The organism is Pantoea sp. NPDC088449 (assembly GCF_044753225.1).
In the GTDB taxonomy this organism is placed as follows: Bacteria; Pseudomonadota; Gammaproteobacteria; order Enterobacterales; family Enterobacteriaceae; genus Pantoea; species Pantoea floridensis.
Map to the genome: position 1 here is coordinate 1 of NZ_JBIVMT010000009.1, position 25,630 is coordinate 25,630.

The following is a 25,630-nucleotide window of genomic DNA, read 5'->3' on the forward strand; positions in this document are numbered from 1 at the left end:
AAAAAAAGCGACCCGCGCGGTGCTTCGATTCTGGCAGGGTGAGCGTAACTATAAACGTCTGAATGAAAACCGAACCGGCTATTACAAGATCGATCTTGGTCCGTTCTGGCGGCTGATCAGCCGCGATGAAGGGCGCACCTGGGAGATGATGAATCATGAGCGCTATAACACGGCTATGCGCAACTGAAATATAGCCAGAATGCTGAGCGTTGCCCCTTGAGTGGCACAGTGCTCAGCATTTTTGTATTCAGAAGGTGAAGAATGACATTACCGGATGACAGCCTTATCCATCAGGCAGTCAATAAATTAATCGATCGGCTGGCGTGTTTGCCGGAAGAGCAAAACAACTGTGTCCGTGGTGGTCTGTTATTCACGGGTAACATACATGATTCCATGCCGCGCCGGTTGCTTCTGGACCCACGCCTCTCTCCGCTAGACAAAATGGGCTGGATAATCATCCGCCTGCACGCTTTGAGCAATGACGGTGCCGTTTTTCCCTCCTATGAAGAGCTGCAGTTGCAGCTGGCAACGCCGGGAAAAGGCAAAGCGTCCAGAGAGACCATCAGCCGCATACTCCTCATGCTTCGCATCACTGGCTGGCTAAGCCTCTGCAAACGCGTCAGGGATGAAAAGGGTAGGGTAAGAGGCAACATCTATGCGCAACACGATGAGCCGTTGTCATTTTGTGACGCAGAAACGTTCGATCCGCACTGGCTCAAAACCGTTGCGGAAGCCTGCCTGAGTAGCAACCGCACCATCAGTTCCACAGCGAAATCAGTCATCAGTGAAATTCGGCTGGATCCCGCAATGGCTCACCACCGCAGCCACCTTCAAATGTTAAATGCTCGGCTGGGTGCCGTTCAGAGTCCTGAAGAGCTGGCCTGCCGGACTGTACCCGAACCGACGAGTCATTTACCGGGTTCGGATTCCGAACTCAGCTTAAATGTGCAGGCTCAGAAGCCGGGTTCGGTATCCGAACTCAGAGGTGGCGAGGGGCATAACGGCCGGGTTCGGAATCCGAACAGTTACGTACGTAGCTTTACTACTAATACAGATAAAACATACGTAAACGATTCGGTTTGTCTGCCCGACAATTTCGCATCCCTGCTGAAACCTGAAGATCGGGAGATGGTTAATCGCCAGCTGCAGGCGTTACCGGCTGAGAGATCTGCGCTGGTCCTGTCGAATATTATCCGGGCGCAGCGTGAAGGCAGCCTGCAAAACCCGCTTGGCTGGCTGCTGACCGTGCTCAAAAAGGCCCGGCAGGGGACGCTTTATCCTGCTGAAAGCGGGACGAAAGTATCAGATAACCCCGGCCATGCGTCACGCCCGGAATTACGGCCCTTCAGGCCTTCTGCTTCTGAAAACAGGAAGTCCTGCAGTGACGAGCGCGTCAGAGTGATATTACAGAGTCTTCGTGAGTCTGTTGGACCTCAGAGGAAATGAGCTGGCGTTGGCAGGTGTATATAAAATATACAGCGCTGCACCGTGCAGTACTGGTTAAAAAATAGGCAATGTTGCACCGTGCAACACTGGTTATTAATTGAACTGGTTTTTTTAGAAAACAAATTTTCATTTTTGAAAATCTGATTTCGCATTGTTTACGGTCCTTTCAGGAATGAGGATCGCCACTGACTTAAAGAGAAGCCTTTGCCTATCAGGAGACAGCTATGGCCGAACAGACATCTCCCCAAACCTCGCCCCGGCGGTCTGGCGGACTGGTATCCACACTGACTGTTGAGCTGCATTCACACTATGCAATCAGGCTCTGGGAAGGGCGAAATCGCTCTGATGAAAAAGACAATAAGGAATATCGCCACAAAATCCCTGGCATGCCGGAAGCTATCGCGCGGGCTGGATATGCAGGTCGCGATGCAGCGGCAGGCAATCCCTACGGTGACGAGTTTCTGGTCAACCTTGAAGAGGCCATCAGGCTGGCGACTAAAAAGGTGGAGGAGCAGGTCAGGATTATCGCAAAAATTACCGCAGCCATTCCGGCCGGCATCACCATTTCAGACGTCACCTCTTCCGAACCGCTCAATCTGGATGTGTTCAGCCGGTCACCCCTGGGGTATCGCTGCGTCTGGCTGCTGGTTCATTACGACCAGCTGGCGTTAAAAGCGTTTGGGGCTTTCCATTACGGTCTGATTAACCGCTCGCAGCGCGATCAGTTCCTTGAAACAGGCAGTAAAGCTGTTCGTGTGGTGTACGGCCTTATCCAGAATTACCTGAGCATGCCGGTGACCTACGAGGATATCCGTAATAAAACCGCGCGGGGTCTGGCGGCCATCAAGCGTCTGGGTGAACCCGATCCGGCAGTGATGTCTGGTGAGAAACGCTCTTCATTTTCTCCACTTACTGCTGATACCTCTGAGGACAACTAATTTGAAACGGATGATTATTTCAGGCGCTGTCTGCGTCCTGCTTAGCGGCTGTGCGGGCTCTGATTTAGCCAGCATCAATAAAAACATCAGCGATACCGCTTTCAGCATCAGCAAAACGCTGCGCGGCGATAACGTGGACTCAATGGACTCCGGCAACGGCATGCCGGTGCTGACCAAAGCCTCTGGCTCTGCCGGGAAGAGTACCAGCAAACAGTTCAGCGTGCCGGTTGATATCGATACGGCCGCTGCACGCCTGAAGCGACATTATGGCTATGTCAGCGCTGAGGAGATTGAACGCATCCGTTCAAAAGATCGTAACAGCCGGTGGAGTGCGGCAGCCATTCAGGATGCACATCCGGTCTGGGAAGCCGTTCCGGGAAGTTCTTATCGCATGGGTAGCGACGTTGGCGACAACGATCATATGGACATCGAGCTCGAAAAGAACGGTACAGGAACGCGGGTGTATGTGACGTACAAATCGCCCGTCCCGTCGCACCTGACCGGCAGCAATTTCAATAACGTTCTGAATCAGGTCCGCCAGGTTGCCTCTGGTCAGACACGCTAATACCGGAGACCCGCATGCAGCTCTATCTGTGTGAAAAACCCTCTCAGGCCAAAGATATTGCCCGCGTGCTGGGGGTCAGCCAGCGCGGGCAGGGATGTATCACCGGCGGTAACATCACGGTGACGTGGGCTGTGGGGCATTTACTGGAAACGGCCAGTCCTGAAACGTATGGTGAACAGTTTGGCCGACCGTGGCGCACGGAAGTGCTGCCCGTTATTCCGGATCGCTGGCAGATGACCGTCAAGAAAGACACTGCCGATCAGTTTGGCGTCATCAGAAAACTGCTGAAGCAGGCCAGTGAAGTGGTCATTGCAACCGACGCCGATCGGGAAGGTGAGGTGATTGCGCGTGAGCTGATGGAATACTGCCACTACAGCGGTGCCGTGCGCCGGCTGTGGCTTTCCGCGCTTGACGAAGCGAGCATTAAAAAAGCGCTGAATGAAATGTTGCCGGGTGAAAAAACCGAAAAACTCTACCAGGCCGGTATCGGTCGTGCGCGGGCTGACTGGCTTATCGGGATGAATCTGACCCGGTTTTATACCGTGAAAGCCGGTGAAGCCGGCGTATCAGAGGTGTATTCCGTTGGACGCGTTCAGACGCCCACGCTCGCCATTGTGGTTAACCGGGATCATGAAATTGCTTGCTTTACGCCACAGCCGTGGTGGAAGGTCAGGGCACAGCTGGAAAAGGACGGGATTGCCTTTGAAGTCGAATGGGTTGCGGCGGGGCAATATTGCGACAGTGAAAATCGCTGCGTGAATCAGCAGGTTGCACAGGCTGTCGGGCAGCTCTGCCAGAAAGCCGGATCCGGCAGCGTGATTTCCGTTGAGAAAAAGCGCGATAAAACCCCGGCACCGCTCTGTTTTTCTCTTGGCGATCTTCAGGAGGCCTGCAACCGCAAATGGGGCTTTGGGGCTAATGAGGTCCTGTCTATCGCCCAGTCACTGTATGAAAAACACAAAGCGACGACCTACCCACGTACCGACTGCGGCTATCTCCCGCTTTCGATGCGGGCGGAGGCCAGCGCCGTGCTGGATGCGATACAGCGCTCGGACCCGACAATCAGCGCTGAGATTGCGCAACTTGATACTGCATTCAACTCGCGCGTCTGGAACGACAAAAAAATTACGGCGCACCATGCGATTATTCCCACGCGGCAGCCGTTCGAAATAGCAAAACTGAATGCAAAAGAGCTCAAAGTCTATTCGCTTATCCGGCTGCATTATCTGGCACAGTTTATGCCGCTGCAGGAAACCGATGTGACGGATGCCACCTTCAACATCGGTAATCAGCTTTTCCGCACGCGGGGGCGCGTGATTATCCACACCGGCTGGAAATCACTCTTTAACGCAGAGCAGTCGGAGGCTGACGGTGATAAAGAGTCGTCAGCGCAGCTGCCTGCACTTGAGCAGGGCGCTGCCTGCACGATTACCGGTGCGGTCGTTAAAGATAATATGACCAAAGCGCCGCCGCACCATACCGAAGGCACGCTGATAGCGGCCATGAAAAACGCGGCAAGCCTGGTCACGGATCCCCAGCTAAGGAAGGTGCTGCGTGAGAATGCCGGGCTGGGGACGGAAGCGACGCGCAGCGGCGTGTTGGAGACGCTGTTTAAGCGGGGCTTCCTGGAGAGAAAGGGGAAGTTCATCCTATCCACTCAGATGGCGCACGAGCTCATCGCCGCACTGCCTGAAACACTGACCAGCCCCGGCATGACGGCCCTCTGGGAGCAGGCGCTGGATGATATCGCCCAGGGGAAAAGTGAGCTCAGCGATTTTATGCAAAAGCAGAGCCAGTGGACCCGGCATCTTATCGAAAAAGGGCGGGCGACTGCCTTCAACGTCACGGCACTGACCGGCCCTGTCTGCCCGATTTGCGGTGGCCCGACCCGGCTGTGCAAGAACAAACAGGGCAATTTCTGGGGCTGCATGAAGTATCCGGACTGTAAGGGGATCATTGGTGAGGCAAACCGTAAAAACCGTCGTCAGGCGGCGGGTAAAACCCGGGGGGCTGGCCGGGGTCGAAAAGCGCCGGCTTCTGCGCCAGCAAGTCTCAATCTGACGAGTCAGAAAGGTTGACAGCCGCGATATTTGGCTTAAAAATGAACGGGCTTACCTGTCGTCTCTGACGACCACCAATGATTCCTGGCCTGAGAGAATCGCCTTCGGGTGGCTGAACATAACACTCCTGTAGCCTGCAAGGGAGAACACATTAGTGTGGTACATCTGCTCGCCTTTGGAAGCAGATATCGTCAATTACGGCTCCTACTGCCTGGCGATGAAGGTTCATTCAACTATCAAGACAGTCAGAATTTAGCTGATTCTGACTCCCCGACGGGAATTCTTCTCCCGTCCGGGCAGAAGTTTTCTCCGTCGAACCTTTTTTGACCTCCATGGAGAAAACATCATGTCTGTAAACAACACTTCAAATGCCAGCAACACCGGTAAATCAAAAGACTACTTCAACCTGACCATCAACGGACTGGGCTATCTCAGCAACGTGCGGCAGGTCAATGCTCAGTCTGGCACCTTTATCAGCTGCGTGATCAACGCACTGTCAGGTCCGGCCGACAGCCCTTCTTACGTGCGTTTCGACGTCACGGTTGCCGGCAAAGAAGCCAGCAGCCTCATTAACCGCTGTCAGAAGGCGGTGGATGAAGACAAGAAAGTGCTGATTGGCTTTGTACTGAGTAACCCGTCAACCGACATTTTTCAGCTGAAAAATGGTGAGCATGCCGGTGAAAGTCGTGTCAGCCTGAAAGCCCGCCTGATTAAGGTGGACTGGATCAAGATAGGCCAGGACATGGTCTTCAAGACTGAACGCGCTGAACCCCATCCGACGCAGAATGCCGCTTCTCAGCAGCAAGCTTACGCCGAAAACTCATTCTGATTGTTCACCAAAGCCTGCTCTCTTCTGAGCAGGCCTTTCCCTGAAGGAGCATGCTTATGCCCTCTCGCGGCGTAAACAAAGTTATTCTGGTCGGCAATCTCGGACTGGATCCTGAAATCCGCTATATGCCTAACGGCGGCGCGGTCGCTAACCTTTCACTGGCAACGTCAGAGTCATGGCGCGATAAGCAAACCGGTGAAAACCGGGAAGTCACTGAATGGCATCGCGTGGTGCTGTTTGGCAAGCTGGCAGAAGTTGCCGGTGAATACCTTCGCAAAGGTTCTCAGGTGTATATTGAGGGACAGCTGCGCACCCGCAAATGGCAGGACCAGAGCGGGCAAGACAAATACTCAACGGAAGTGGTTGTGAACGTGGGCGGCACCCTGCAGATGTTAGGGGGACGTCAACAGAATAGCGATCAACCACAACACAGCGGTGGCTGGGGCCAGCCACAGCAGCCGGCGTCACAGCCACCCTCCGCTCAGCAGCCGAAAGGCGGCAGAGAGCAGGGAAACCAAAAACGGGGATCGCAGCGTCACAGTGCTCCTCAATCCGCTCCGCAGCAGCCTGCGTCACAGTCGCAACCTGCAGGGGGGTGGGATGATGACATACCTTTCCTCGGACACGGTTACGGTATCGCAAAACATGCCGCAGGCGCTCTCTGAACCGCCGCTGCCTCTTGCCGCTGCAGTTAATTTCACCAAATCCCTTAAAGGTTACTGACGATGCCTGTCATACTTAGGCTGAACGGTTTTCGGTTCTTTTTCTATTCCAACGAAGGCAATCCGCGCGAACCTGCTCACATTCATGTGATGAAGGCCGGCACTGAAGCAAAGTTCTGGCTGGAACCCGTTGTGAACTGGCGCGTAATGACGGATTTGATTCCCGGACAGTAAAAGAACTGCTAATACTGATAAAGCTAAACCAACCCCTGCTTCTGGAGGCCTGGAATGACTATTTCAGCTAAGGAAGTTCGGTTCGATGACCGCATCATGTGGGTCGAACTGTCAGACGAGCGAATAATCGGTGTGCCGCTGTCCTGGTTTCCCCGACTTTGCAACGCGTCTGCCGAACAGCTGAATGACTATGAACTGTCTCCCCGTGGGATCCACTGGGACGCACTGGACGAAGATGTTTCGATTGATGGCCTGTTAAGCGGCCGTGGTGACATCACGCACCCGCCCCATCAGGTTGCCTGAAAGTGCTGATAAAAAACGCTGACTCCGGTCGGCGTTTTTTTTTGAAAAAGCAAAAAGAGTTGTTGATAGAAGCCTGTTGAAGAGTTGCGCACAGTGATGCCTGTTCACACTGTACAGGAACTTTTCAGATGAAATTTAATGCCGTCTTTGCCGCTTTACCGCTTGCGCTGCTGACGGGGTGTATTCAGCAGCCCCAGAAGCTGCAGGATCGGACACCTGCAGAACCGGTTGCCCCGGTCAGCGTCACCCGCAACGTCCAGACATCTGCTGATGATGTTTACGCGCGGACGCCCGAGGTGGTTCGCTACGATCGCTACCTGCTTGTCAGTACGGATCCTCAGGCCGTACAACGCGACCCCCTCTCGCAGATTATTGATGTGCGTATTCCTTCCTCAGTTCAGCCAACCGTAGCCGATGCAATGCGTTATGCGCTGAAGCAGTCTGGCTACTCGCTGTGTCAGACAGGACCGGCCAACGGCGTGCTGTATCGTCAGCCGCTGCCGGCCGTCCAGTTCCAGCTGGGTCCGATGCGTCTTCGCACCGCGCTGCAGGTGCTGGCGGGGCCCGCATGGGAGCTGGAAGTGGATGACGTGCAGCGCGTGGTCTGCCACAGCCTGCGTGCCGGCTATCAGTTGCCTGCGACGCAGCTGCCGCCGCGCCCTGCCAGCGCATACGCACCGGCTGCAGCCACGTCATCCGCCACCAGTCCCTCTCAGGTCATTGGTCCCCGTCCCATTCAGGCGCAGCCTGCTCACGGAGGGTGGCTGACAAAATGACAACAGAAACCTCCTTTCCTGATGAGAACGCTGATGACGTTATTCCGTCATCAGGTAGCCGGTTCAGCACCATAAAGCATCACCTGCCTGCAATAGGACAGTTTGCGCTTTCGGCTGCTGCAATTTTTCTGGCTTTTGTTTCTCTTCGCAGCGGCGTGTCGCAGGAAAACCGCCTCAGCCACGTCGAGAAGCAGCAAAACGTGGTTTACACCCAGGCACTGGCGAAGACTGACCTTGAACCTGTTCAGGCAACCATTAACGCGCAGGGTGAGGCGATCAAACGACAGCAGGATCAGCTTAATGCCGTTCAGAAGTCTCTCGAAGCCTGGTCCGCCAGAGGATTACCTGAGGAAGTCAGTCAGATTCGCCAGTCGCTCAGTGAGCTGAATCAGGCGCAGACGTCACTGCAGAGCCGGCAGGCTGAACTGGACCAGGCCGTTACCGCGCTACAAAACGCACCTCAGAAAGCGCAGCAGGCCACGGCGGAACCTGAAGCGACAAAAGTCGTAAAAAAGCCGGCACCCGCTAATCCGCATAAAACCGTCAGAAACGTGGCGCGTAAAGCGCCCTTTGTGCTGACCGGCGTAGAAAAGCGGGGGGCGGCGTCGTTTGCGGCAATTGCGCCGGCGGGATTCAGCTCACTGTCTGAAATCCGCCTTATTGGTGAGGGGCAGACCGTTAATGGCTGGACGCTGGTCAATGCCGGCTACGGGCAGGCGCAATTTCGCGTGAACGGACGCATAACTACTGTCAACGTTCGCTAATGGAGGTGATATGAAGCTAAAAATACTCAGTCTTGCGGCGATTATGTTGTGTTGTTCGGCACAGGCAAATATCCAGGTTGTGAATGCCAGGGGCGAACCGGTTGATGCTTCGAATCAGAGCGTGCAGCAAAGCAGCGTGCAGGAACTGCAGCAGCAGGCCGGTCAGTGGGGGCTGAGTCAGGATGACTATCAGCGCTATCAGAGCCTGATGAAAGGTCCGCGCGGTACGCAGTCGCCGGGGCTTGACCCGCTTTCAACACTCGGTATTGAGGCGCGGAGTCTGGCTGAACGTAAAAAATACGCAGAAAAATGGGTCAGGGAAGAGTTTGCCCGCACGCAAAAAGAGCTGGATTTTCAGCGTGAAGTCACCGCCGCCTGGAAGCGCCTCTACCCTGAAACCCTCGCGGTCAACATGGGCAATGCGGCCGGTATTGCCCACGACACCGGCGGGCGGCTGGCACTGTTCGTGAAATCCGCTGGCTGCGGGCAGTGTGACGCCCGCCTGGCGGCGGTGTTAGCCGATAACAGGCCTGTTGATATCTACCTTGTGGACAGCCAGGGGGATGACGGGAAACTGCGCGGCTGGGCGAAAGATCATCATATCCCGCTGGACAGGGTACGCAGCCGGCAGGTCACGCTGAATCATGACGGCGGCCGCTGGATGCGGTTCGGTAACGGTATGATGCCGGTCGTTCTGCAGCAAGGGGAAAACGGATGGCAAGTCGCGGCATTCTGACCGGCGCGGCGCTGCTGCTGGTTTCACTTTCTTCATTCGGCGATGACAAACAGATTGTTCCTGAGGGTTACGTGCGCGTGGCACAGGTTCACAACGTGCCGGCGGAGTCGCTCTATTCGGTCAGCCTGCAGGAGTCTTCCCGCAGGTTGCCGCAGGGCGAACGCCCGTGGCCGTGGACACTCAACGTCGCGGGGAAGGGATATCGTTATAAAACCCGCCTGGAAGCCTGGCAGGCACTGCAGGTTTTCATCAAAACGCACTCCCTCAAGCGTATCGATGTCGGCATTGCGCAAGTGAATCTCGGCTGGAACGGCCAGCGATTCTCCTCTACCTGGGAGGCGCTGGATCCTTACAAGAATCTCAACGCCGCTGCCACCATTCTGCGCGAATGCTGGGACAGAAAGCCCGGCAGCTGGCTTGACGCGGCCGGCTGCTATCACCATCCCGCAGGCGGCGCACCCGCAGCCCGGTATCGCGCATTCGTTAAAACCAAACTCGCCCTGCTTCAGTCTTCGCCGCATCTGCCGGCGGCGACTGCCGTAGAACAGACAGCATCCGCATCGGTGCCGGATACCGGCCTCGTCTGGATAAACCCACGGAGTCAGTGATCATGACGCTGAACACACTCATCATTACCGTAATTATTGTTTTCTCACCCGCTGCGCTCGCTGAGCTCAACGTTATCGCAGACCTGGGCGGGCAAAGCACGCAGGCCGTTTTTGACGCCGTCAACCGGCAGGACGCGCCGCCACCGCCTGCCGCACCAACGGCGCAGGGCGAAGCGGCCATGCTGCCCGTGACAACACCTGAAATGTCGCCGGGCAACGTTGCCCCCCGGGCGCTGTCGCTGCCAGGTATCGGCTCGCTGTTCATCATCGGCGATGACGGCTATTCACGTCAGTGGCTGGCGCACAACGCACAGCAGCTTGCGGCCAGAAACGCGGCGGGAATGATTGTGAACATCGATAACCCGGCGTCGCTTGCTGAACTGCGTCGCCTGGTCCCCGGCCTTCAGCTGGCCCCCTCATCGGGATCTGAACTCGCCCGCCGCCTGCAGCTGACCCATTACCCTGTGCTTATCACGGACAGTGGACTGTCTCAGGAGGTGCCGCAGTGATATCTGCCCCTTATGTTGCTGCCCTGCTGATGGGGAATCCGGTTCTGCTGGCTGCTCTGCTGGCGGTCATTATTTATCTTCTCTGGCGCTTTCGCCGGCAGACGGCCAGTGAATGCCGGCACCAGCGCTATCGCGCGACGGCTGAGCGCGTGTATATCCGTCTCGGCGAACTTAACGGTGACGGGCAGCGCATGGCCTATCTGCGCAAAATTAATCCGTATGTCTTTGAGGAGCTGCTGTTGCTGGCGCTTGAACGTCAGGGGTATCCCGTACAGCGTAATGCGTCGTACAGCGGAGACGGCGGCCTTGACGGAAAGGTACATATTAACGGCGAGTGCTGGCTGATTCAGGCCAAACGCTACAGTCGGTCCATTACACCGGCGCACGTACGAGATTTTGAAGCGGTACTGATGTGTATGGGGCTGCGAGGCCTGTTTATTCATACCGGCCGTACGGGCCAGAAAAGCCGGGCTGTCAGCAGGGGGTCACAACAGTTGATGATTATCAGCGGGCACCGTCTTTTAGCGCTGCTGGCAGGCAAACCATTCGAGGACTTTTCTCTGTGAGTGATAAATACGTTATTGAAGCGCTTCTGCGCCCCGCCGTGGAGCTGAATACGGCCGTCGCCGCCGGCACCGCCGCCGTGGTCTGCATCACAGCGCCTTGGGCGGTGGCTCTCGCGCCCTCCGTCAGCTACGTGACCGCCGGCGGATTTGCGGTGTTGTCTGCCGTGCGCGCGCGTCAGGGAATGCAAGTCGTTCGCTACCGTCGTAATCTGCGCCGTCTGCCGCGTTATGTGATGACGTCAAAGCAGATCCCCGTCAGTAAGCGCCGGCTCTTCATGGGCAGGGGGTTTCGCTGGACTCAGAAACACACCCAGCGCCTGCGCGATACGCTGCGCCCGGAGGTGGCCCACTATCTGAAACCCTCCAGGCTCTATCAACTTACCCGCCAGCTTGAGGAGGCAACGGAAAACAGTCTGCCGGCGATCGGTAAACTGCTCAGTGCCGATACGGCGCTCAATCCCGTTCGCCCGCTCCCGCCGGTCGGGGGTAATCCGGCCATTCATGGCATTGAACCGGATGAAAGTGACGTCACGCTCGACTTACGTGAGCGCGTCGGCCATACGGTTGTTTATGGCACCACCCGCGTGGGGAAAACGCGTCTGGCTGAATTGCTGATCACCCAGGATATACGGCGCGGGGACGTCACCATCGTATTTGACCCCAAAGGGGATGCGGACCTGCTTAAAAGGGTCTGGGCGGAAGCGCACCGGGCAGGGCGGGGCGATGAGCTGACGGTTTTCCACCTCGGCTGGCCTGACATTTCCGCGCGTTATAACGCCGTGGGGCGCTTCGGGCGCGTATCGGAAGTCGCGACCCGCGTAGCCGGCCAGCTCAGCGGCGAAGGGAACAGCGCCGCGTTTCGCGAGTTCGCCTGGCGATTCGTGAATATTGTTGCCCGGGCGCTGGTCGCGCTTGGGGAACGTCCGGATTACAGCCTCATTACCCGCTACGTGAACAACATCGCTGACCTTTATCTGCGTTACGCCGAAAAAATTATCACCGAGAAGCTGCCGGAACTGAACAGCCAGATCGAAAATAATGCCAATGCCTTCAGTGAAGATGACGTACCGCGTGCCATGCAGGGACAGCCGGAAGCCGTACGTATCTGGGCCGTTGAGGTGGCGCTGAGCTCGGACGCCGGCAATCAGCTTTATGACCCGATACTGGACGGGCTACGCTCTGCGGTACGCTATGACCGTACCTATTTTGATAAAATTGTCGCGTCACTGCTGCCGCTGCTGGAAAAACTGACCACCGGCAAAACGGCAGAGCTGCTCTCGCCTGATTACCTGAATATGGACGATCCCCGCCCCATTTTTGACTGGGAACAGGTGATCCGTAAAAAAGGCATCGTTTACGTGGGACTCGATGCGCTCAGCGACAGCGAGGTTGCCAGCGCCGTGGGTAACAGCATGTTTGCCGACCTGGTGAGTGTGGCCGGCCATATCTACAAGCACGGTATCAACGGCGGCCTGCCCGGATCTAAAGAGGGCAAGGACGCCATCAATCTGCACTGCGATGAGTTTAACGAACTGATGGGCAATGAGTTTATCCCCCTCATCAATAAAGGGGGCGGTGCGGGCATGCAGGTGACGGCCTATACGCAGACGTCCTCCGATATTGAAGCCCGGATCGGGAGCGCCGCCAAAACCTCTCAGGTTCAGGGTAACTTCAACAACCTGATTATGCTGCGCGTCAGGGAGAACCGGACGGCCGAGCTGCTGACCTCACAGCTGCCGCAGGTTGAAATCTACAGTAAAACGCTGGTCTCAGGTCATCAGGATTCAGCTGACGTTACCGTAAACCATGATTTTACCTCCAGCACGCAGGACCGCGTGGGCACCATCAAAGTGCCGCTGCTGGAGCCTTCCGACATCGTTACGCTGCCAAAAGGCCAGGCGTTCGCGCTGCTTGAAGGCGGTCAGCTCTGGAAAATCCGGATGCCGTTGCCGGCGGGTGATGCCGGTGACATTCATATGCCTGAAAATATCGCGCGTCTGGCCGAAGATATGCGACGCAACTATCACAGCAGTGAAGGATGGTGGGACAGCCGCAGTTCAGCAATCGCACCAGTGAAGGGAGATAATCATGGCTGAGGCACGTCGTACCGCACCGCAACAATATCCGCAGCAACAACCCGTGCAGCCTCGCGAGCACGGGTTGCTCTATAACCTGGCATGGGGCTGGCCGTGGAAACTCATCGGCGTGATTCTGGCCTCACTGATGCTGAGTCTTGTCATTGAATACGTCGGGATCGCGTTTTTCTGGCCTGAAATGGGGGCTACGCACAGCCAGACGGTGATGAATACCGAGTTTGGCTATCTGTCTTCTGATTTTACACGCAGCCTGTTACTTTCCGAGCCAGCTGCAACGGTAACGCGCTGGGTGACTTATGCATATCAGTGGGCGTTTGTTGACAGTGGAATCATCAGCTGGTTACAGGATACCTATAAGGCTGAGATGAATAGCGGAAACGAGGTATCGCGTAACCTTAAAGGGGCCAGCAGCTGGCTGGGGAACTATCTTCAGCAGTACATGCTGGCAACGGTATATGTCTCCATCGTGACCCTGATCCGCGTGACTATCATTGCACTGTCTGTGCCGCTTTTCGTTCTGGTGATTTGTGTCGCTCTGGTTGAAGGACTCGGCCGGCGAGACCTGCGTCGGTTCGGAGCCGGCTATGAGTCGTCGTTTCTTTACCACCGTGCGAAAAGGTTGATTAAACCAGCCGTGTATCTGCCGGTAATGGCCTACCTGTCATGGCCTTCAGCGGTCTATCCAAACCTGCTGCTGCTGCCAGCCGCGTTAATGCTGGGGCTCACCATTACGGTCACAACCGCATCGTTTAAAAAATATATATGACCAACTAAGACCCAGGCCTGCGTAATGCAGGCTTGGGTTTTAACGAAGATAAATTAGACAGAGTTTGTGTTGCAGTGAACGGCGGTAATGAGCGATCTGCGGACATTGCTAAAAGCATTCTGTGTGTATCAACGGGACGCAGGTTCAGGATTATCTGCGACTTTACATCTCTGCTGGCTGACAGTTACCTTCAGCCAGCATTTGAATGAGCAAAGGTCATCATTATTTATACCTCTTGTTTACCTTGATCGGTGACTCATTCACATCATACTTCCCGACAATACCTTCCTGTCTAAGATGCTCAAGTAATGCGCGATTTTCAGGCGTATTTGGAATGCGCGGTTTATCATGGCCAACTTCTGTCAAATCAGGATAATCGCCACCAAGTAATTTAAGGATTGAAAAGAGTAACTCGCGGCTCATCGAGTCTAAATGAGGTTCCAGAAGCAATATGATAAAATTCGTTGATGCTCCACCTTGCGCCATCATGTTAACTACGGATGGCTGACATATTAGGCCATTTTCCGAGGCGAACCGAGCTAGTTCGTCAGTACCTTCCGGACCGGCTACTTCTAAGTATGCAGAAGCTTCTTCGACAATACGTTTTTTTATTTCGAGATCGACAGCATCGCTTTGTAATAGCGCTGCCAGATCGTTATGAATCAATTCTGGTGTCATATATTCTGAGAATTTTTGGGACGCGCAAATGAAAGAACTTTTTGTAGGCCAGTCCATCTCAGAAAGGTGTTCATAGGCACTCACATCATCCAGAATCATGTTTTGTTGGAGCAATAACTCGAACAGTTCACCGGTTTCAGCCATGACATCATTAACATCAATATATTCCTCTAACTCCAGACTCCTGACCAGTTCAACTCTTACAGATGCAGACGGTAACCATTGACTGGCTCCCAAAATTGCGACTGCCAGTGCGTTTTTTGCATCTTCGTCATCTGAATTAATTTCGGTAATACTTCCCGATGCCGTCAATATCTTTGCCAGATTTTCATCGACCTTTTCCAAAGCCGCAACATAACAACTCACATTATTAAACGTTGCAGGGAATCGGCAATGTCTAGCCAGCAACGGCCATGCATCTACTGATACTTCTGAGAGTTCCTCAACTACACAATTAGAAGATGAATGCTCGATAACATCACTCAGTAGAGTTGGGTGCAGTTCAAGAACGTCCTGGATTATTTCAATGAAATTACCGGTGTCATCAATTGTGGCTGACAAATCATTGATGCACTCTAGGTAGGCGCTTAAATGCACGAGTACATAGCGATAAACCTTCTGGTTTTCGGACAAGATAACGTCAAGTGCGACACTTCTCGTGTTATTGATAGCAATTGTCAAGTTCTCAAATGTGACCTCATATAAGTTGTGTGATATCAAAGATATTCGAACTTGCCTGCTCAAAGGATGCAGACGAGGAACAATTATATGAGAGTCAGAGAATAGAGTACCTATCCGTTCTGCTTGTGACTTATTAGCAGACTCAGACGTCATTATGCTGAATTCAGTATAGTGCCTCAGAAGGTAAGTCGATGCAGAGGAATCTGTTCGCTGCTTAATTGATGGAAGATATGACAAAGCAATATTCACAAACTGCAAACGGTGTAGATCATCAAGCATTGTCTGATTCACAAGATAAGGGATTATCTTGGAATAAAAAGCCGTAAACTGTTGAATAAATAGAGGGCGGCGTTCTCCGCTCTCGAGATATGCTTGTATGAATTTTTCGGCATTCTCACGGAAATCCAGCAAAGATTGAATCATGATATCAGCAAGACTGGGATCAGTGGCCAGTAGGTGGTCGAGGATGGCTATGTTGTACAAAGCTGACTCTTTCAGGCACTCCTGTCCCTTCTCACGAACCACCGCGTCAACATCTTCAGGTTCAAGCTCAAAATAAACATCCATCAGATCTTGTTCTACATGATGGATGATAAAGTTAGTGGCGGCAGTACTGACACGATCACCATGGAATGTAGATGTGTATAGGGTAAAATTGCGGTTGATATAACCCGCGCGGACGAGTTGATAGGCTAGACCCGATTTCAACAGCGACCTCGCGACTTTCTCAAGTGACTGGTCTGTCTCTTGCTCATTAATTAGAAATTCAGGACGTTTAATTAAAGCATTAAGGTCAGCGCTACGTAAGAATCTGATGTTATTAGTTCTTAGTAGAATTTCTTCACACAACATTTCACGGTCTGCTTCATCCCAGAGCCTTACGTCAAGTGTGTTATCCAACGCTGCTGACAGGCTATTCCGTGAAAAATTCATGGTTTGCCCATGCCGATTGCGGAAGTTGAGTTTAACGTTACTTTCTGTTGAAGCGAATTCTTTCCAGAACTGAGCACCTTTCAGTTCATCTGGATTTAATGCAGTGCCATTGAATGTATATGACGCATTTTGGATCGGGAACTCAACTGCTTCAGCTGTTCGCTTTATATGCGCGAGTAAAAGTTCACCTAATTGTTCACAGCGTGAGGCAGTTCCATCGACCATCTCAAGCCTCTGACGCAGGATTGTTCGTTCATCCTCCAGTTTCCTAATATTATTGGTGACTATCTCACGGCTGGATTTGTAGAGAGTGTCCAACTTACTCTTTCCGAGTCTTATCGCCTCAAAGTCTGTCAAATGCGTGTTCTTATAGAGCACCATTGCAAAGAGTTCGGTTTCATTAAGTTTAAGTTTCTCGCCATCACCTGAAAAAATTCTGTCTCGAAAGATAATAAACTCATTGCGAACGTTCTTAAGTAGACGCATATCCGGTACAAACTGAGCCACCAAGTCTATGAGTTCAGGTGCAATTTTATGCCCCGTCTGTCCCAGCTGCTTCATGGCCAAGTTGCGGGCACTCCGATGTGTGATAAAGGGAACCACCGGAATTATCAAGTCAAAAAACTTCGTGCGGTTCGCACGGACTACCTCTAATAGAACAGGATCGTTGGATACAATATCGCTTGCTTCAAGCTTTCTACCTTCCTCCTTCAGGGCAATAGCATCGAATATGCTGTCTTTAACAGCATAAATAAAGCGAATGGTTTTTTTTATTTGTGGAGAAGAATTGAGTAAGGTATTCAACGCACGAAGTGTCTCGAAAATATGCGAGTCGTTGAAACGGTCAATATCTTCAAAAATAACTACATTACGTTCCGATACCTCAAAAAAATAGACGATCTCATCGAGATACTGATCAAAATATGAAACGGAGTTGTCATCCAAGGTAACCGTCGCTGCCCCAGCAGAAAACTGTTTGATACGCAGTTTCCCATAAAAGCGTTTTCGTACCAGGAATGAACTTCCTGTCGCCATTCCAAAAATGATTGCATGCACCCACGTGCCGAGGTCTTTCATTGGCGGAACAGCGGAGACAATCTGCGCTGTCCAACCTGTCAGCAGAAAAATAATACTGAAAACAAATCCCAGTAGCGCTGCAGTACCAAACTCCCATTGCCAACGAAAGCGCTCAATTCGTCTGAACCGTGAACCGGGTGTTTTACTGGGTTTCTCTCTATACAGCATTTGCTTGACGATTTCCTGCTGGATCCTGTTCGTTGGCGTTGTCGCCTGTTTTGGCACTGAATCATCAAGCTTTGAGGTTTCAATTGGCGATAACGTAGACAGAGAGATCTCAACTACACGACCATCTTGGCGCCGAGCAACTTCTTGCAATATGCTACTCTTGCCCACTCCATAGTTACCGGATAACGCAATATTGCGAATATCTTTACATGCAAGTGCTTCTTCAATAGCGGCGACATATCTAAAATGTTCTGCCTCTATGTATTCAGGCGTGAGAGGAATCAGTTCCCATGGCTTATCAGATGCGGAATTGTTGTTATAAATCATGTATATAAATTTTCTCCATGTAAACATCGTCCACTGCCGGTGAAAAGAATTATGTCGCCCTTACACCCGAATATTTCATTAATTATTAGTTTCAGTCGTGCAGGTTAGGCTGGGAAAAGGCAGTACCTTAGAACATGATAATTTTCTCACGGTGTGATGGAAAAAGTCTCCAGTCAATGTTTTGCTATGCGTCAATTTCCTACTCTTATAATCGCATGTTGCTATAGGAAATCAACACTTCATTTTTATAACGTGTGCTCAATCTCATTACGTGGCAATCGTTATCTAAGGACGGTGAAATATTGTTGAACAGGTCATTAACATCGTCGACGATATATCCATCATGTAAAGTATTTGGCAATACATGGGGTGGCCAGACAAATGTGGAAATGTATAATTAGAGATACAGAGTAGTTAAATTATGGGCATCATTTTGCAATGGTGGGATGTGTGACATATTTGATATTTCTAACTGATCTCCAAGATTTTAAAGTTGAGATATTAACGTCTATGAACAGCTCCTCCGTTGAACAATACAGATTGTTGTCAGCAACGTCCGCTCCTGGCACAGGCTGTGTGAAAACTGCTGATCACGTTTTGGTCTAAGCAGTGGCTTAATATGATCAACCATTCTTGATAAACCCATGCAGCAGCATACTTTATTTAATAAAATTATAATCATACGATTAAATATTGCAGGCGCAGATATGACTCATCATATTAAAGGCCAAGGCAGATATCAGGTGACGTTGCTCCCTGAAGTGCTTGATTATTTTGTCACAGAAGACAACGCTGTCAGGGTTATTGATGTCTTTGTTGATGAATTACAACTTGATGCACTTGGCTTCGAGCGCGTTAATGCAAAACAAACTGGGCGGCCTGGATATCACCCCGCAACCATGCTGAAGCTGTACATTTATGGATATCTCAACCGAATTCAGTCATCCCGCAGGTTAGAAAAAGAAGCCCATCGCAACGTTGAATTAATGTGGTTACTTGAACGATTAACGCCTGATTTTAAAACCATTGCAGACTTCAGAAAAAACAATGGTAAAGGCATCAAAAATGCTTGTCGGGCTTTCATTGATCTGTGTCGGCAGATGCAGATGTTCACCGATGTAGTGGTTGCCATTGACGGTAGTAAGTTCAAGGCGGTAAACAGCAAATCGAACAACTTCACGCCCCAGAAAACAAAAGGCCACATCGAAAGGGTTGAGCAAAGTATCGCTCTTTACCTGAATAAACTCGATGAAGCTGACAAGGCTGCGGAGCCCGATAAAGGTGCAGGTTCAACCGCTGAAAAACTGGCATGGCTCCAAAAACGACTGAAAGAACTCAAGAAAATCCAGCATGATGTTGTGCAGCACCCTGATAAGCAGCTGTCACTGTCAGATCCTGATTCCCGGCTAATGAAGATAAACAATGTTAACCGCCAGGTTAGTTATAACGTTCAGACTGCTGTTGATGCTAAATATCACCTGATTGTTGCGCATGAAGTAACGAATACACCAGACCGTGGGCAGCTAACATCGGTGACAAAATTAGCGCAGAACGCTGTTGGCAAAGCGGATATTACCGTACTGGCTGATAAAGGTTATTACAGCCGGGGAGATATTAAAGCAACGCAGGACTTAGGTGCCGTAGCCTTAGTACCAAAAGGCGATACCTCTGGCGCTGACCGTAAAGGTCTTTTCAATCGTTCATTGTTCAAATATGACCAGGAAAAAGATATTTATATTTGCCCGATGGGTAACGAGCTTCAGAACCGATTTACGATGGTTGAGGATGGTTTAGAACAGCAAATGTACTTTAACAATATTGCCTGTCGCGATTGCAGTCAGCGGTCAAGATGCACCACATCAAAACGCGATCCAAGACGGATAAGGCGTTGGGTTCATGAAGCAGAAATGGAAGACATGCAAGCCAGGCTTAATGCATCGCCACAAACAGCTGTCGTGCGAAAGCAAACGGTAGAGCATCCGTTCGGGACAATTAAAATGTGGATGGGAGCGACTCACTTCCTGACGCAAAGGTTTAAAAACGTCAGCACAGAAATCAGTCTGCATGTACTGGCTTATAACCTGAAAAGAATGATGTCCATCTGGGGTACCGAAGGACTGGCCATTATGCTGCGAGAACGATGCAACTAGCGGCAATGGCCGCTTTAACCCCTAATAACAGGTCATTAGTACTCAATTTCCAGCACAAAGCCTCGTTTTGCCTCTACATACAAATCACTGCGAATACGGTCCATATCAGGAATATCTTGCATCCCTGGCTAGTGTTAGTCCCCAGATACTGCAAAAACCGAGTTTATACACAGCCTGGGCACATAGCGGACTTTTTCTAACGGAAGTTTACAGGCTATCTACAATTAAATGTCGCTGGTTTTAATGCGTTCAATGAGCTCTTTGCCCTGATTTTTGGGGCTGTTAACGCGGGTGCTGACAGGGTGCCAGTTAAAATCACTCACCGGTAATGCCGCGTCCTTCGCAATTTCCTCAGCCAGCTTTGGTGTTGTGTCTTCATTCAGCCACTCCAGGACGGAATCTGCCGACAAAACAAGTGGACGTCGGTCATGAATATCCAGCATGCCATCACTGCTGGCCGACGTCACAATCAAAAAACCTTCGTGGCCGTGCGGGTCATCAAACGGCGTTTTACCGATCGCTGCGAAGAACAGCGGGGCGTGGTCTTTATGATAAATGAAGTAAGGTTGTTTCTTCTCCTCGCCTCTTACCCATTCAAACCAACCATCTGCAAAAACAATCGCGCGGCCATTGGCCCATAGCGACTTAAACATTCGACTTGATGCTGCCGTTTCGACGCGCGCGTTAATAAGGGCCTGCTTATTCCACCACTCAGGACCGTAACCCCAGTAAACCGGATCGAGGCACAGTTGCTGCTCACGTTCGTTCAGGAGCAATACGTTTGTGCCCGGCGCTACGTTATAACGCGCGATAGATTCCGGGTCTTGTATGTAATCGGTGTCGCTAACGCCGATAGCGTCAAAATAGATGTCACGGCTCTGGTACTGCGCAAACCTTCCACACATAGACTTTTCCCCCTCTATAAATGATAGCGGTCTAGGCATGCTGCGCATTGATTCACTATGCATTGAGCTATTGCCGAAATCAGCGAGTGAACCCGCTTTTAATTTTTCATTCGGTAATTAATTTAATGTTCTCCCGTTTTCTACATCGGAGCTGGACGGAGGCACCTGAAAATGGTTTTCAGGTGCCGGCCGTCAGCAGGCGAGGCGCATAGCGCCGCGTCAGTAATTCATTTTAGTTATAACAAACACGAGTATCTGGCACCCCTTCAGTCAGCATTCGCGCTGACCTCTAAATTTTTATTTTTCCAAAAAGAGTTAACGGCTGAACCCGACGCCGGGATTTCGCATGCTTACCGCATTCAATAACCACTGGAGGTACATATGAAATCTTTTCGGCCGGCAACACGACTTCTGTTATGCGGCGGTGTGCTGGGCCTGATCACACTCGCGTCCTCTCCTGTATCAGCATCTGAGAAAGACGAGCTGGCATCCGCGCAGCGGATGATCGTCCAGGTGCAGGCTTCTCTGGAACGGGCGCGGGTTGCCGCAGCACAGGCTGATCCATCGGAACGTGGCCGCTATTTCTTCGATTACCAAAGGGCAAACGGCGACCTTAAAACGATCAGCGCCGGCATTGACCGCTATCTGGAACCCACGCGTGCTCAGCCCCGTGATTTATCTGGCGTGGCGGGAAATTACCGCCGGGAGCGCCCCTGATGGCGATGACCGCTGCACAGGAAGCCGCCTTTAAAGCGGCGTCGGGAAATGTGGAACCGAATCTGCTGCACCTGCTCTGTCTCGGGCTGCTGATCGCCTTTCTTTTCTTCTGGGCAGCATGGGCAATCGTTGACGTTTACTCAGGCTGGACCAGTCAGCGGCTGAAGGAAGGTGTCATGGGCAGAGCCATTGTCCGCTCAGTTTTGTTGTTAGTCGTCAGTATCTGGATGTTTTGCAGTTAACCCTTAACCCACTCTATTTACAGGTGAAATCATGTCTAAATTTGAATCTGCAGTAACCCGCGTAACCGCTAAAGCTAAATCAGCCCGGGCGCGTATCCTGACGGCCGGCATGTTAAGTGCCGTGGCCGCCAGACCGGCTTTAGCCGACCTGCCGACCGTGGAAGGTCCGACCTCCAGCGGCACGGGCACGGGCCTGATGGGCACGCTCAGCGGTCACGTACAGGACGGGCTGGTTCTGGGCGGGCTTGTGTTATGTGGATTTGCATTCTTCAAGGTGGCGGAAGCGGGCCTTGTTACCTTCGGTGAGGTGCGCAATGACCGCGCTTCCTGGACTAAATTTGGCTCCATTGTTGTCGTCGGCGTGGTGATGCTGGTTGCGGTTATCTGGCTGCTGGGCAAGTCCGCAGAAGTCATCGCGTAAGGCTGATATCCCGATGGCGACCATTAAATTCTTACCGGATCGCCTGAACGCTGAGCCAGTCGTATTTCGGGGGTTTAATACCCCCGAGTTAGGTCTGGCGGCGCTGACTGGCGTGCTATCCGGCTTTGTCCTTTCACTGCCCTTCGCCTTCCTGTTTGGCTGGCTTGCTATTCCAACCGGCACGCTGCTCTTTCCCCTTGTTTTTATTGCTTTTGGCGGTAAATGGCTCGCCAGCAAAAAAAGGGGAAAACCGGAAAATTATCTCTGGCAGCAATTTGAACTGAAAAAGTGCCGCATGGGGCTGGGCGATATCAGTTTAATCATTCACTCGCGGGGCTGGTCCTTGCAACGCAGCAAAAACCTCAGGAGTAGCAAATGAGTCGTTTTCGCCACGCGGTTAAGGGCCGCGATCAGCATATTTTCACCCTGCGGGCGGCGTGCGTCGTGTTGCTGCTCTTACTGGTGACCGCAATGGGCGGCTGGATGAGAACGCCTAAAAAGCTGACCATCCATAACCCGCCAGACCTGCGCAAAGGGAGTACGCGCCCGTGGTGGGAGATCCCGCCGCCAACCGTTTATGGCTTCGCGTATTACATCTTCCAGCAGCTCAACGCCTGGCCTAAGAACGGTAAGGCGGATTATCCCGCCCGCATTCAGTCGCTCTCTGCGTATCTGACGCCGCAGTGCAAAGCGTTTCTTGAGGAGGACGCAAAGGTACGCGGTGAAAAAAATGAGCTCACCGATCGAGTCCGCGTGGTGTACGAAATTCCTGGTCGCGGCTATTCCGGTGACAGCGTGAAGGTTATCGACCGCGATAACTGGACCGTGAAACTCGATCTTGTTGCTGATGAATATTACCTCACCGAACCGGTAAAACGCGCCATGGTGCGTTATCCCCTGAAAGTCGTGCGCTGGGACGGTGACTCTGAAACGAATCCGTTTGGCATGGCGCTGGACTGCTATGAGGGTATTCCGCAACGCCTGTCTGCCGCGCCTGAAGAACCAAAACAGAAGAATAAGGGGATGTTCTGATGACGCCATCATTTACCCTTAGCCCCCGCGCCTGTCTTGTCGCGCTGTCGCTTTCACTGCTGCCGGCAGTCGCAATGCACGCCTCGCGGGCACAGGCCGATGAACTGATGAAATGGGAACGCGTGCCGCTGCAGATACCGCTGAAAACCGGTCAGGAGCGCGTGATCTTCGTTGATAAAAACGTGCGCGTCGGGTTTCCCCCGGCGCTGAACGGCAAGCTGCGCGTGCAGAGCACCGGCGGCGCGGTGTATCTCAAAGCCGACAGTGATTTTCCGCAAAACCGCCTGCAGCTGCAGGACATGGAGAGCGGTGAAGTGATCCTGCTCGACGTTCGCACGACCGCTGCTGCGTCTGCCGAGCCGGTTAAAATCATTTACAGCGGTGACGTCAGCACGGTCAGCAGCGCAGCTGGCAACACGGGTGAGAAATCCGGCGGGGAGCGCAGCACCCCGCAGACGAAACGCAAAAAAAGCTACAAGGCACCGATTCCGGTCCTGCTGACGCGCTATGCAGCCCAGAACCTCTATGCCCCGGTACGCACCGTTGAAGCCGTGCCTGGAATACACCCTGTTAATCCGCACCTGCCATCACGCATTACCACGCTGTACCCTTCTGCCCCCGTGACCGTGTCACCGGTTGCCGGCTGGGGCGTGGCGGGGCGCACCGTTGTTGCCCTCCGGATCCGCAACAGTTCTTCCGGTAAAGTGATTCTGGATCCGCGTGAGTTGCAGGGCCAGTTTGTCACGGCCACTTTTCAGCATCGCTGGCTGGGTGCAGCCGGTACACCGGAAGATACCACCACGCTCTACCTCGTCACGTCAGGGCGTCCTGATGACGCTTTTGTGCGTGAGCCGTCCACTGTCCGCAAGGCCGCTTCCCGTCCGGCTCAGAAGGTGATCCGTTATGAAAATTAAGTCAAACGGGCTGGTCAAAGTGATGATCCCGGCCATTCTGGTCGGAGGCGGCTTTATTGCCCTGAAAAGCTATAGCAGTAAGCCGCAGGAGCCCGCTGCACAGGCAGCCCATGCGCAGACCGATGATGCGCTGAAGAGCCTGTCACCCCAGGAGCTCAAGGCGCTCGGCATCGAGGGCGACACCCCACAGGATACGCTGAAAACGATCGTTGGCTCGCTTAACGCCGTCCGTCAGCAGCAGGATTCACTCAACAAGCAGAATGCAAGGCTGCTGGACGAAAATGAAAAGCTGCGCGAGCGCAATGCCAACGTGTCCGGTCAGGTAAATGAAGCCGTGCAGGGTGTGGAAAAAAATTACCACGAGCGTGAGAACCAGATGCGTCAGCAGCAGAACGTCCTGACGTCAAAACTCAACGAGCTCACAAATAAACTGCAGAATGCCGGCAAAGGTCTTGCTGACAAGGCAAAAGGTCAGGACGGCGATATTCCGCTGGGGCTCGGTCTCGACGGCATGGGGGCCGGCGGCGGAAGTGCCCCGGCCTCCGGCAGCGATGGCCTGATGTGGGTGACGCCGCAGGACAGCCCCGCCACCTCTTCAGCACAAAACAGCGGCAGTGCCGGAAACAGCGCCGGAGAGTCCCGATTCCCGACATCCTTTCTCAGCGAAAACGCCCTGACAAAACAGAAAGCCAGCTACGAGCAGCAGGTCAAGGGCTCGACGGCTGAAAAAGGCGCTGAAGACGAAGCCGAACCGGTTTATACGCTGCCTGAAAACTCCACGCTCATCGGCAGTCGTGCGATGACGGCGCTGCTCGGCCGCGTGCCGATTAATGGCACCGTCACCGACCCGTATCCTTTCAAGGTGCTGATTGGTAGAGACAACCTGACGGCCAACGGCATCGAGCTGCCGGACGTGGAGGGGGCAATCGTCTCCGGAACCGCCTCAGGTGACTGGACCCTGTCCTGCGTGCGCGGTCAGGTCAACAGCGTCACTTTTGTGTTCACCGATGGCACGGTTCGTACTCTGCCCAAACCGGACCGCAGCGGCAAAGGCGGCAATAACAGCAACCAGAACGGCGGGAAAGAGACCGGCACCAGCGGCGGCATCGGCTGGATTTCAGATGAAAACGGGATCCCCTGCATCTCCGGCACGCGCAAATCGAATGCCTCAAGCTATCTGCCAACGATCGGGCTTCTGGGTGCAGCCGGCGCGGCGGGTGATGCCATCGGTCAGAACCAGACGACAAGTCAGACAAACGCCTACGGCGGGGTGACCTCGACGCTGACCGGCGACGCCGGGCAGGCCGTGCTGGGCAAGGCGATTTCAGGCAGCTCGGATGAAATCACCGAGTGGGTCAAACAGCGATACGGCCAGACGTTTGACGCGATTTACGTGCAGCCGGGGGCGAAACTGGCCGTACACATTACCCGCGAGCTGGCGATCGATTACGAAGATAAGGGCCGTCGCGTGCGATATGACTTTACCCTGCCAGGCGAAGACGGCAGCACCGGCGGACTGGACTGAGG

General features: G+C 53.0%; 26 protein-coding genes and 1 pseudogene. 25 read left to right on the top strand and 2 right to left on the bottom strand.

Annotated features, from left to right (window positions below):
* The 17 genes and pseudogenes from ACIP6T_RS24250 to ACIP6T_RS24330 form a co-directional block, all read left to right on the top strand.
* Positions 1-187: hypothetical protein (locus ACIP6T_RS24250; protein WP_400459743.1), on the top strand; the 187-nt coding region annotated here is incomplete at its 5' end.
* 74 nt (positions 188-261) lie between these two features.
* Positions 262-1,446, top strand: coding sequence for an STY4528 family pathogenicity island replication protein (locus ACIP6T_RS24255; protein WP_400459746.1), 1,185 nt, complete (start codon positions 262-264; stop codon positions 1,444-1,446).
* A gap of 224 nt (positions 1,447-1,670) precedes the next feature.
* On the top strand, positions 1,671-2,384 hold the full coding sequence (locus ACIP6T_RS24260; RefSeq protein WP_400459749.1) for a PFL_4669 family integrating conjugative element protein: 714 nt from the start codon (positions 1,671-1,673) through the stop codon (positions 2,382-2,384).
* 10 nt (positions 2,385-2,394) lie between these two features.
* A complete protein-coding gene (locus ACIP6T_RS24265) occupies positions 2,395-2,949 on the top strand; it encodes a hypothetical protein (RefSeq protein WP_400460113.1) in 555 nt (184 codons plus the stop codon).
* A 14-nt stretch (positions 2,950-2,963) separates the two neighbouring features.
* The gene (locus tag ACIP6T_RS24270; protein ID WP_400459752.1) at positions 2,964-5,027 is read left to right on the top strand and encodes a DNA topoisomerase III; all 2,064 of its coding nucleotides are present in this window, start codon (positions 2,964-2,966) and stop codon (positions 5,025-5,027) included.
* Positions 5,028-5,355: 328 nt separating this feature from the next.
* The gene (locus ACIP6T_RS24275; protein WP_400459755.1) at positions 5,356-5,838 is read left to right on the top strand and encodes an STY4534 family ICE replication protein; all 483 of its coding nucleotides are present in this window, start codon (positions 5,356-5,358) and stop codon (positions 5,836-5,838) included.
* Positions 5,839-5,894: 56 nt separating this feature from the next.
* A complete protein-coding gene (locus ACIP6T_RS24280; RefSeq protein ID WP_400459757.1) occupies positions 5,895-6,503 on the top strand; it encodes a single-stranded DNA-binding protein in 609 nt (202 codons plus the stop codon).
* A 60-nt stretch (positions 6,504-6,563) separates the two neighbouring features.
* A pseudogene (locus ACIP6T_RS24285) lies at positions 6,564-6,805 on the top strand (DUF4160 domain-containing protein).
* Positions 6,789-7,037 (top strand): DUF2442 domain-containing protein, encoded by a 249-nt coding sequence (locus ACIP6T_RS24290; RefSeq protein ID WP_224934840.1) that lies wholly within the window; start codon positions 6,789-6,791, stop codon positions 7,035-7,037. Before ACIP6T_RS24285 ends, ACIP6T_RS24290 begins: the two are co-directional and overlap by 17 nt.
* Before the next feature lie 128 nt (positions 7,038-7,165).
* Positions 7,166-7,813: a pilus assembly protein PilL gene (locus ACIP6T_RS24295; RefSeq protein WP_400459760.1), complete on the top strand. Its 648-nt coding sequence runs from the start codon at positions 7,166-7,168 to the stop codon at positions 7,811-7,813.
* A complete protein-coding gene (locus tag ACIP6T_RS24300) occupies positions 7,810-8,577 on the top strand; it encodes a DUF2275 domain-containing protein (protein ID WP_400459763.1) in 768 nt (255 codons plus the stop codon). Before ACIP6T_RS24295 ends, ACIP6T_RS24300 begins: the two co-directional genes overlap by 4 nt.
* 10 nt (positions 8,578-8,587) lie before the next feature.
* Positions 8,588-9,313: a TIGR03759 family integrating conjugative element protein gene (locus ACIP6T_RS24305; RefSeq protein WP_400459766.1), complete on the top strand. Its 726-nt coding sequence runs from the start codon at positions 8,588-8,590 to the stop codon at positions 9,311-9,313.
* On the top strand, positions 9,292-9,921 hold the full coding sequence (locus ACIP6T_RS24310; protein WP_400459769.1) for a lytic transglycosylase domain-containing protein: 630 nt from the start codon (positions 9,292-9,294) through the stop codon (positions 9,919-9,921). Before ACIP6T_RS24305 ends, ACIP6T_RS24310 begins: the two co-directional genes overlap by 22 nt.
* 2 nt (positions 9,922-9,923) lie before the next feature.
* Complete coding sequence (locus ACIP6T_RS24315) at positions 9,924-10,430, top strand: integrating conjugative element protein (protein ID WP_400459771.1); 507 nt, start codon at positions 9,924-9,926, stop codon at positions 10,428-10,430.
* The gene (locus ACIP6T_RS24320; RefSeq protein WP_400459774.1) at positions 10,427-10,996 is read left to right on the top strand and encodes a restriction endonuclease; all 570 of its coding nucleotides are present in this window, start codon (positions 10,427-10,429) and stop codon (positions 10,994-10,996) included. The genes ACIP6T_RS24315 and ACIP6T_RS24320 overlap by 4 nt, the downstream gene beginning before the upstream one ends.
* Entirely contained in the window at positions 10,993-13,092 is a 2,100-nt protein-coding gene (gene traD / locus ACIP6T_RS24325) for a type IV conjugative transfer system coupling protein TraD (RefSeq protein WP_400459777.1), read from the top strand. Before ACIP6T_RS24320 ends, traD begins: the two co-directional genes overlap by 4 nt.
* On the top strand, positions 13,085-13,858 hold the full coding sequence (locus ACIP6T_RS24330; RefSeq protein WP_400459780.1) for a TIGR03747 family integrating conjugative element membrane protein: 774 nt from the start codon (positions 13,085-13,087) through the stop codon (positions 13,856-13,858). Before traD ends, ACIP6T_RS24330 begins: the two co-directional genes overlap by 8 nt.
* A 222-nt stretch (positions 13,859-14,080) precedes the next feature.
* On the opposite strand, the gene ACIP6T_RS24335 is transcribed toward ACIP6T_RS24330, so the two are convergent.
* Positions 14,081-17,722: a hypothetical protein gene (locus tag ACIP6T_RS24335; protein ID WP_400459782.1), complete on the bottom strand. Its 3,642-nt coding sequence runs from the start codon at positions 17,720-17,722 to the stop codon at positions 14,081-14,083.
* Positions 17,723-18,429: 707 nt separating this feature from the next.
* Here ACIP6T_RS24335 and ACIP6T_RS24340 point away from each other — a divergent pair.
* The gene (locus tag ACIP6T_RS24340; protein WP_400460116.1) at positions 18,430-19,872 is read left to right on the top strand and encodes an IS1182 family transposase; all 1,443 of its coding nucleotides are present in this window, start codon (positions 18,430-18,432) and stop codon (positions 19,870-19,872) included.
* Between the two features lie 224 nt (positions 19,873-20,096).
* On the opposite strand, the gene ACIP6T_RS24345 is transcribed toward ACIP6T_RS24340, so the two are convergent.
* Positions 20,097-20,777 carry an SOS response-associated peptidase family protein gene (locus ACIP6T_RS24345; protein ID WP_400459785.1) on the bottom strand — a complete coding sequence of 227 codons (681 nt, stop codon included), beginning with the start codon at positions 20,775-20,777 and terminating at the stop codon, positions 20,097-20,099.
* Positions 20,778-21,158: 381 nt separating this feature from the next.
* On the opposite strand from ACIP6T_RS24345, the gene ACIP6T_RS24350 reads away from it, so the two are divergent.
* The 7 genes from ACIP6T_RS24350 to ACIP6T_RS24380 are packed head-to-tail and all read left to right on the top strand — an operon-like array spanning position 21,159 to position 25,628.
* Positions 21,159-21,494: an RAQPRD family integrative conjugative element protein gene (locus ACIP6T_RS24350; protein ID WP_400459788.1), complete on the top strand. Its 336-nt coding sequence runs from the start codon at positions 21,159-21,161 to the stop codon at positions 21,492-21,494.
* On the top strand, positions 21,494-21,736 hold the full coding sequence (locus tag ACIP6T_RS24355; RefSeq protein ID WP_265303248.1) for a TIGR03758 family integrating conjugative element protein: 243 nt from the start codon (positions 21,494-21,496) through the stop codon (positions 21,734-21,736). Before ACIP6T_RS24350 ends, ACIP6T_RS24355 begins: the two co-directional genes overlap by 1 nt.
* Before the next feature lie 31 nt (positions 21,737-21,767).
* Positions 21,768-22,157 carry a TIGR03745 family integrating conjugative element membrane protein gene (locus ACIP6T_RS24360; RefSeq protein ID WP_400459791.1) on the top strand — a complete coding sequence of 130 codons (390 nt, stop codon included), beginning with the start codon at positions 21,768-21,770 and terminating at the stop codon, positions 22,155-22,157.
* 13 nt (positions 22,158-22,170) lie between these two features.
* A complete protein-coding gene (locus ACIP6T_RS24365) occupies positions 22,171-22,536 on the top strand; it encodes a TIGR03750 family conjugal transfer protein (RefSeq protein WP_337024505.1) in 366 nt (121 codons plus the stop codon).
* Positions 22,533-23,189, top strand: a complete 657-nt coding sequence (locus ACIP6T_RS24370; protein ID WP_400459795.1) for a PFL_4703 family integrating conjugative element protein — start codon at positions 22,533-22,535, stop codon at positions 23,187-23,189. The genes ACIP6T_RS24365 and ACIP6T_RS24370 overlap by 4 nt, the downstream gene beginning before the upstream one ends.
* Positions 23,189-24,103, top strand: coding sequence for a TIGR03749 family integrating conjugative element protein (locus tag ACIP6T_RS24375; RefSeq protein ID WP_400459798.1), 915 nt, complete (start codon positions 23,189-23,191; stop codon positions 24,101-24,103). Before ACIP6T_RS24370 ends, ACIP6T_RS24375 begins: the two co-directional genes overlap by 1 nt.
* Positions 24,093-25,628: a TIGR03752 family integrating conjugative element protein gene (locus ACIP6T_RS24380; RefSeq protein ID WP_400459801.1), complete on the top strand. Its 1,536-nt coding sequence runs from the start codon at positions 24,093-24,095 to the stop codon at positions 25,626-25,628. The genes ACIP6T_RS24375 and ACIP6T_RS24380 overlap by 11 nt, the downstream gene beginning before the upstream one ends.
* Positions 25,629-25,630 lie beyond the last annotated feature (2 nt).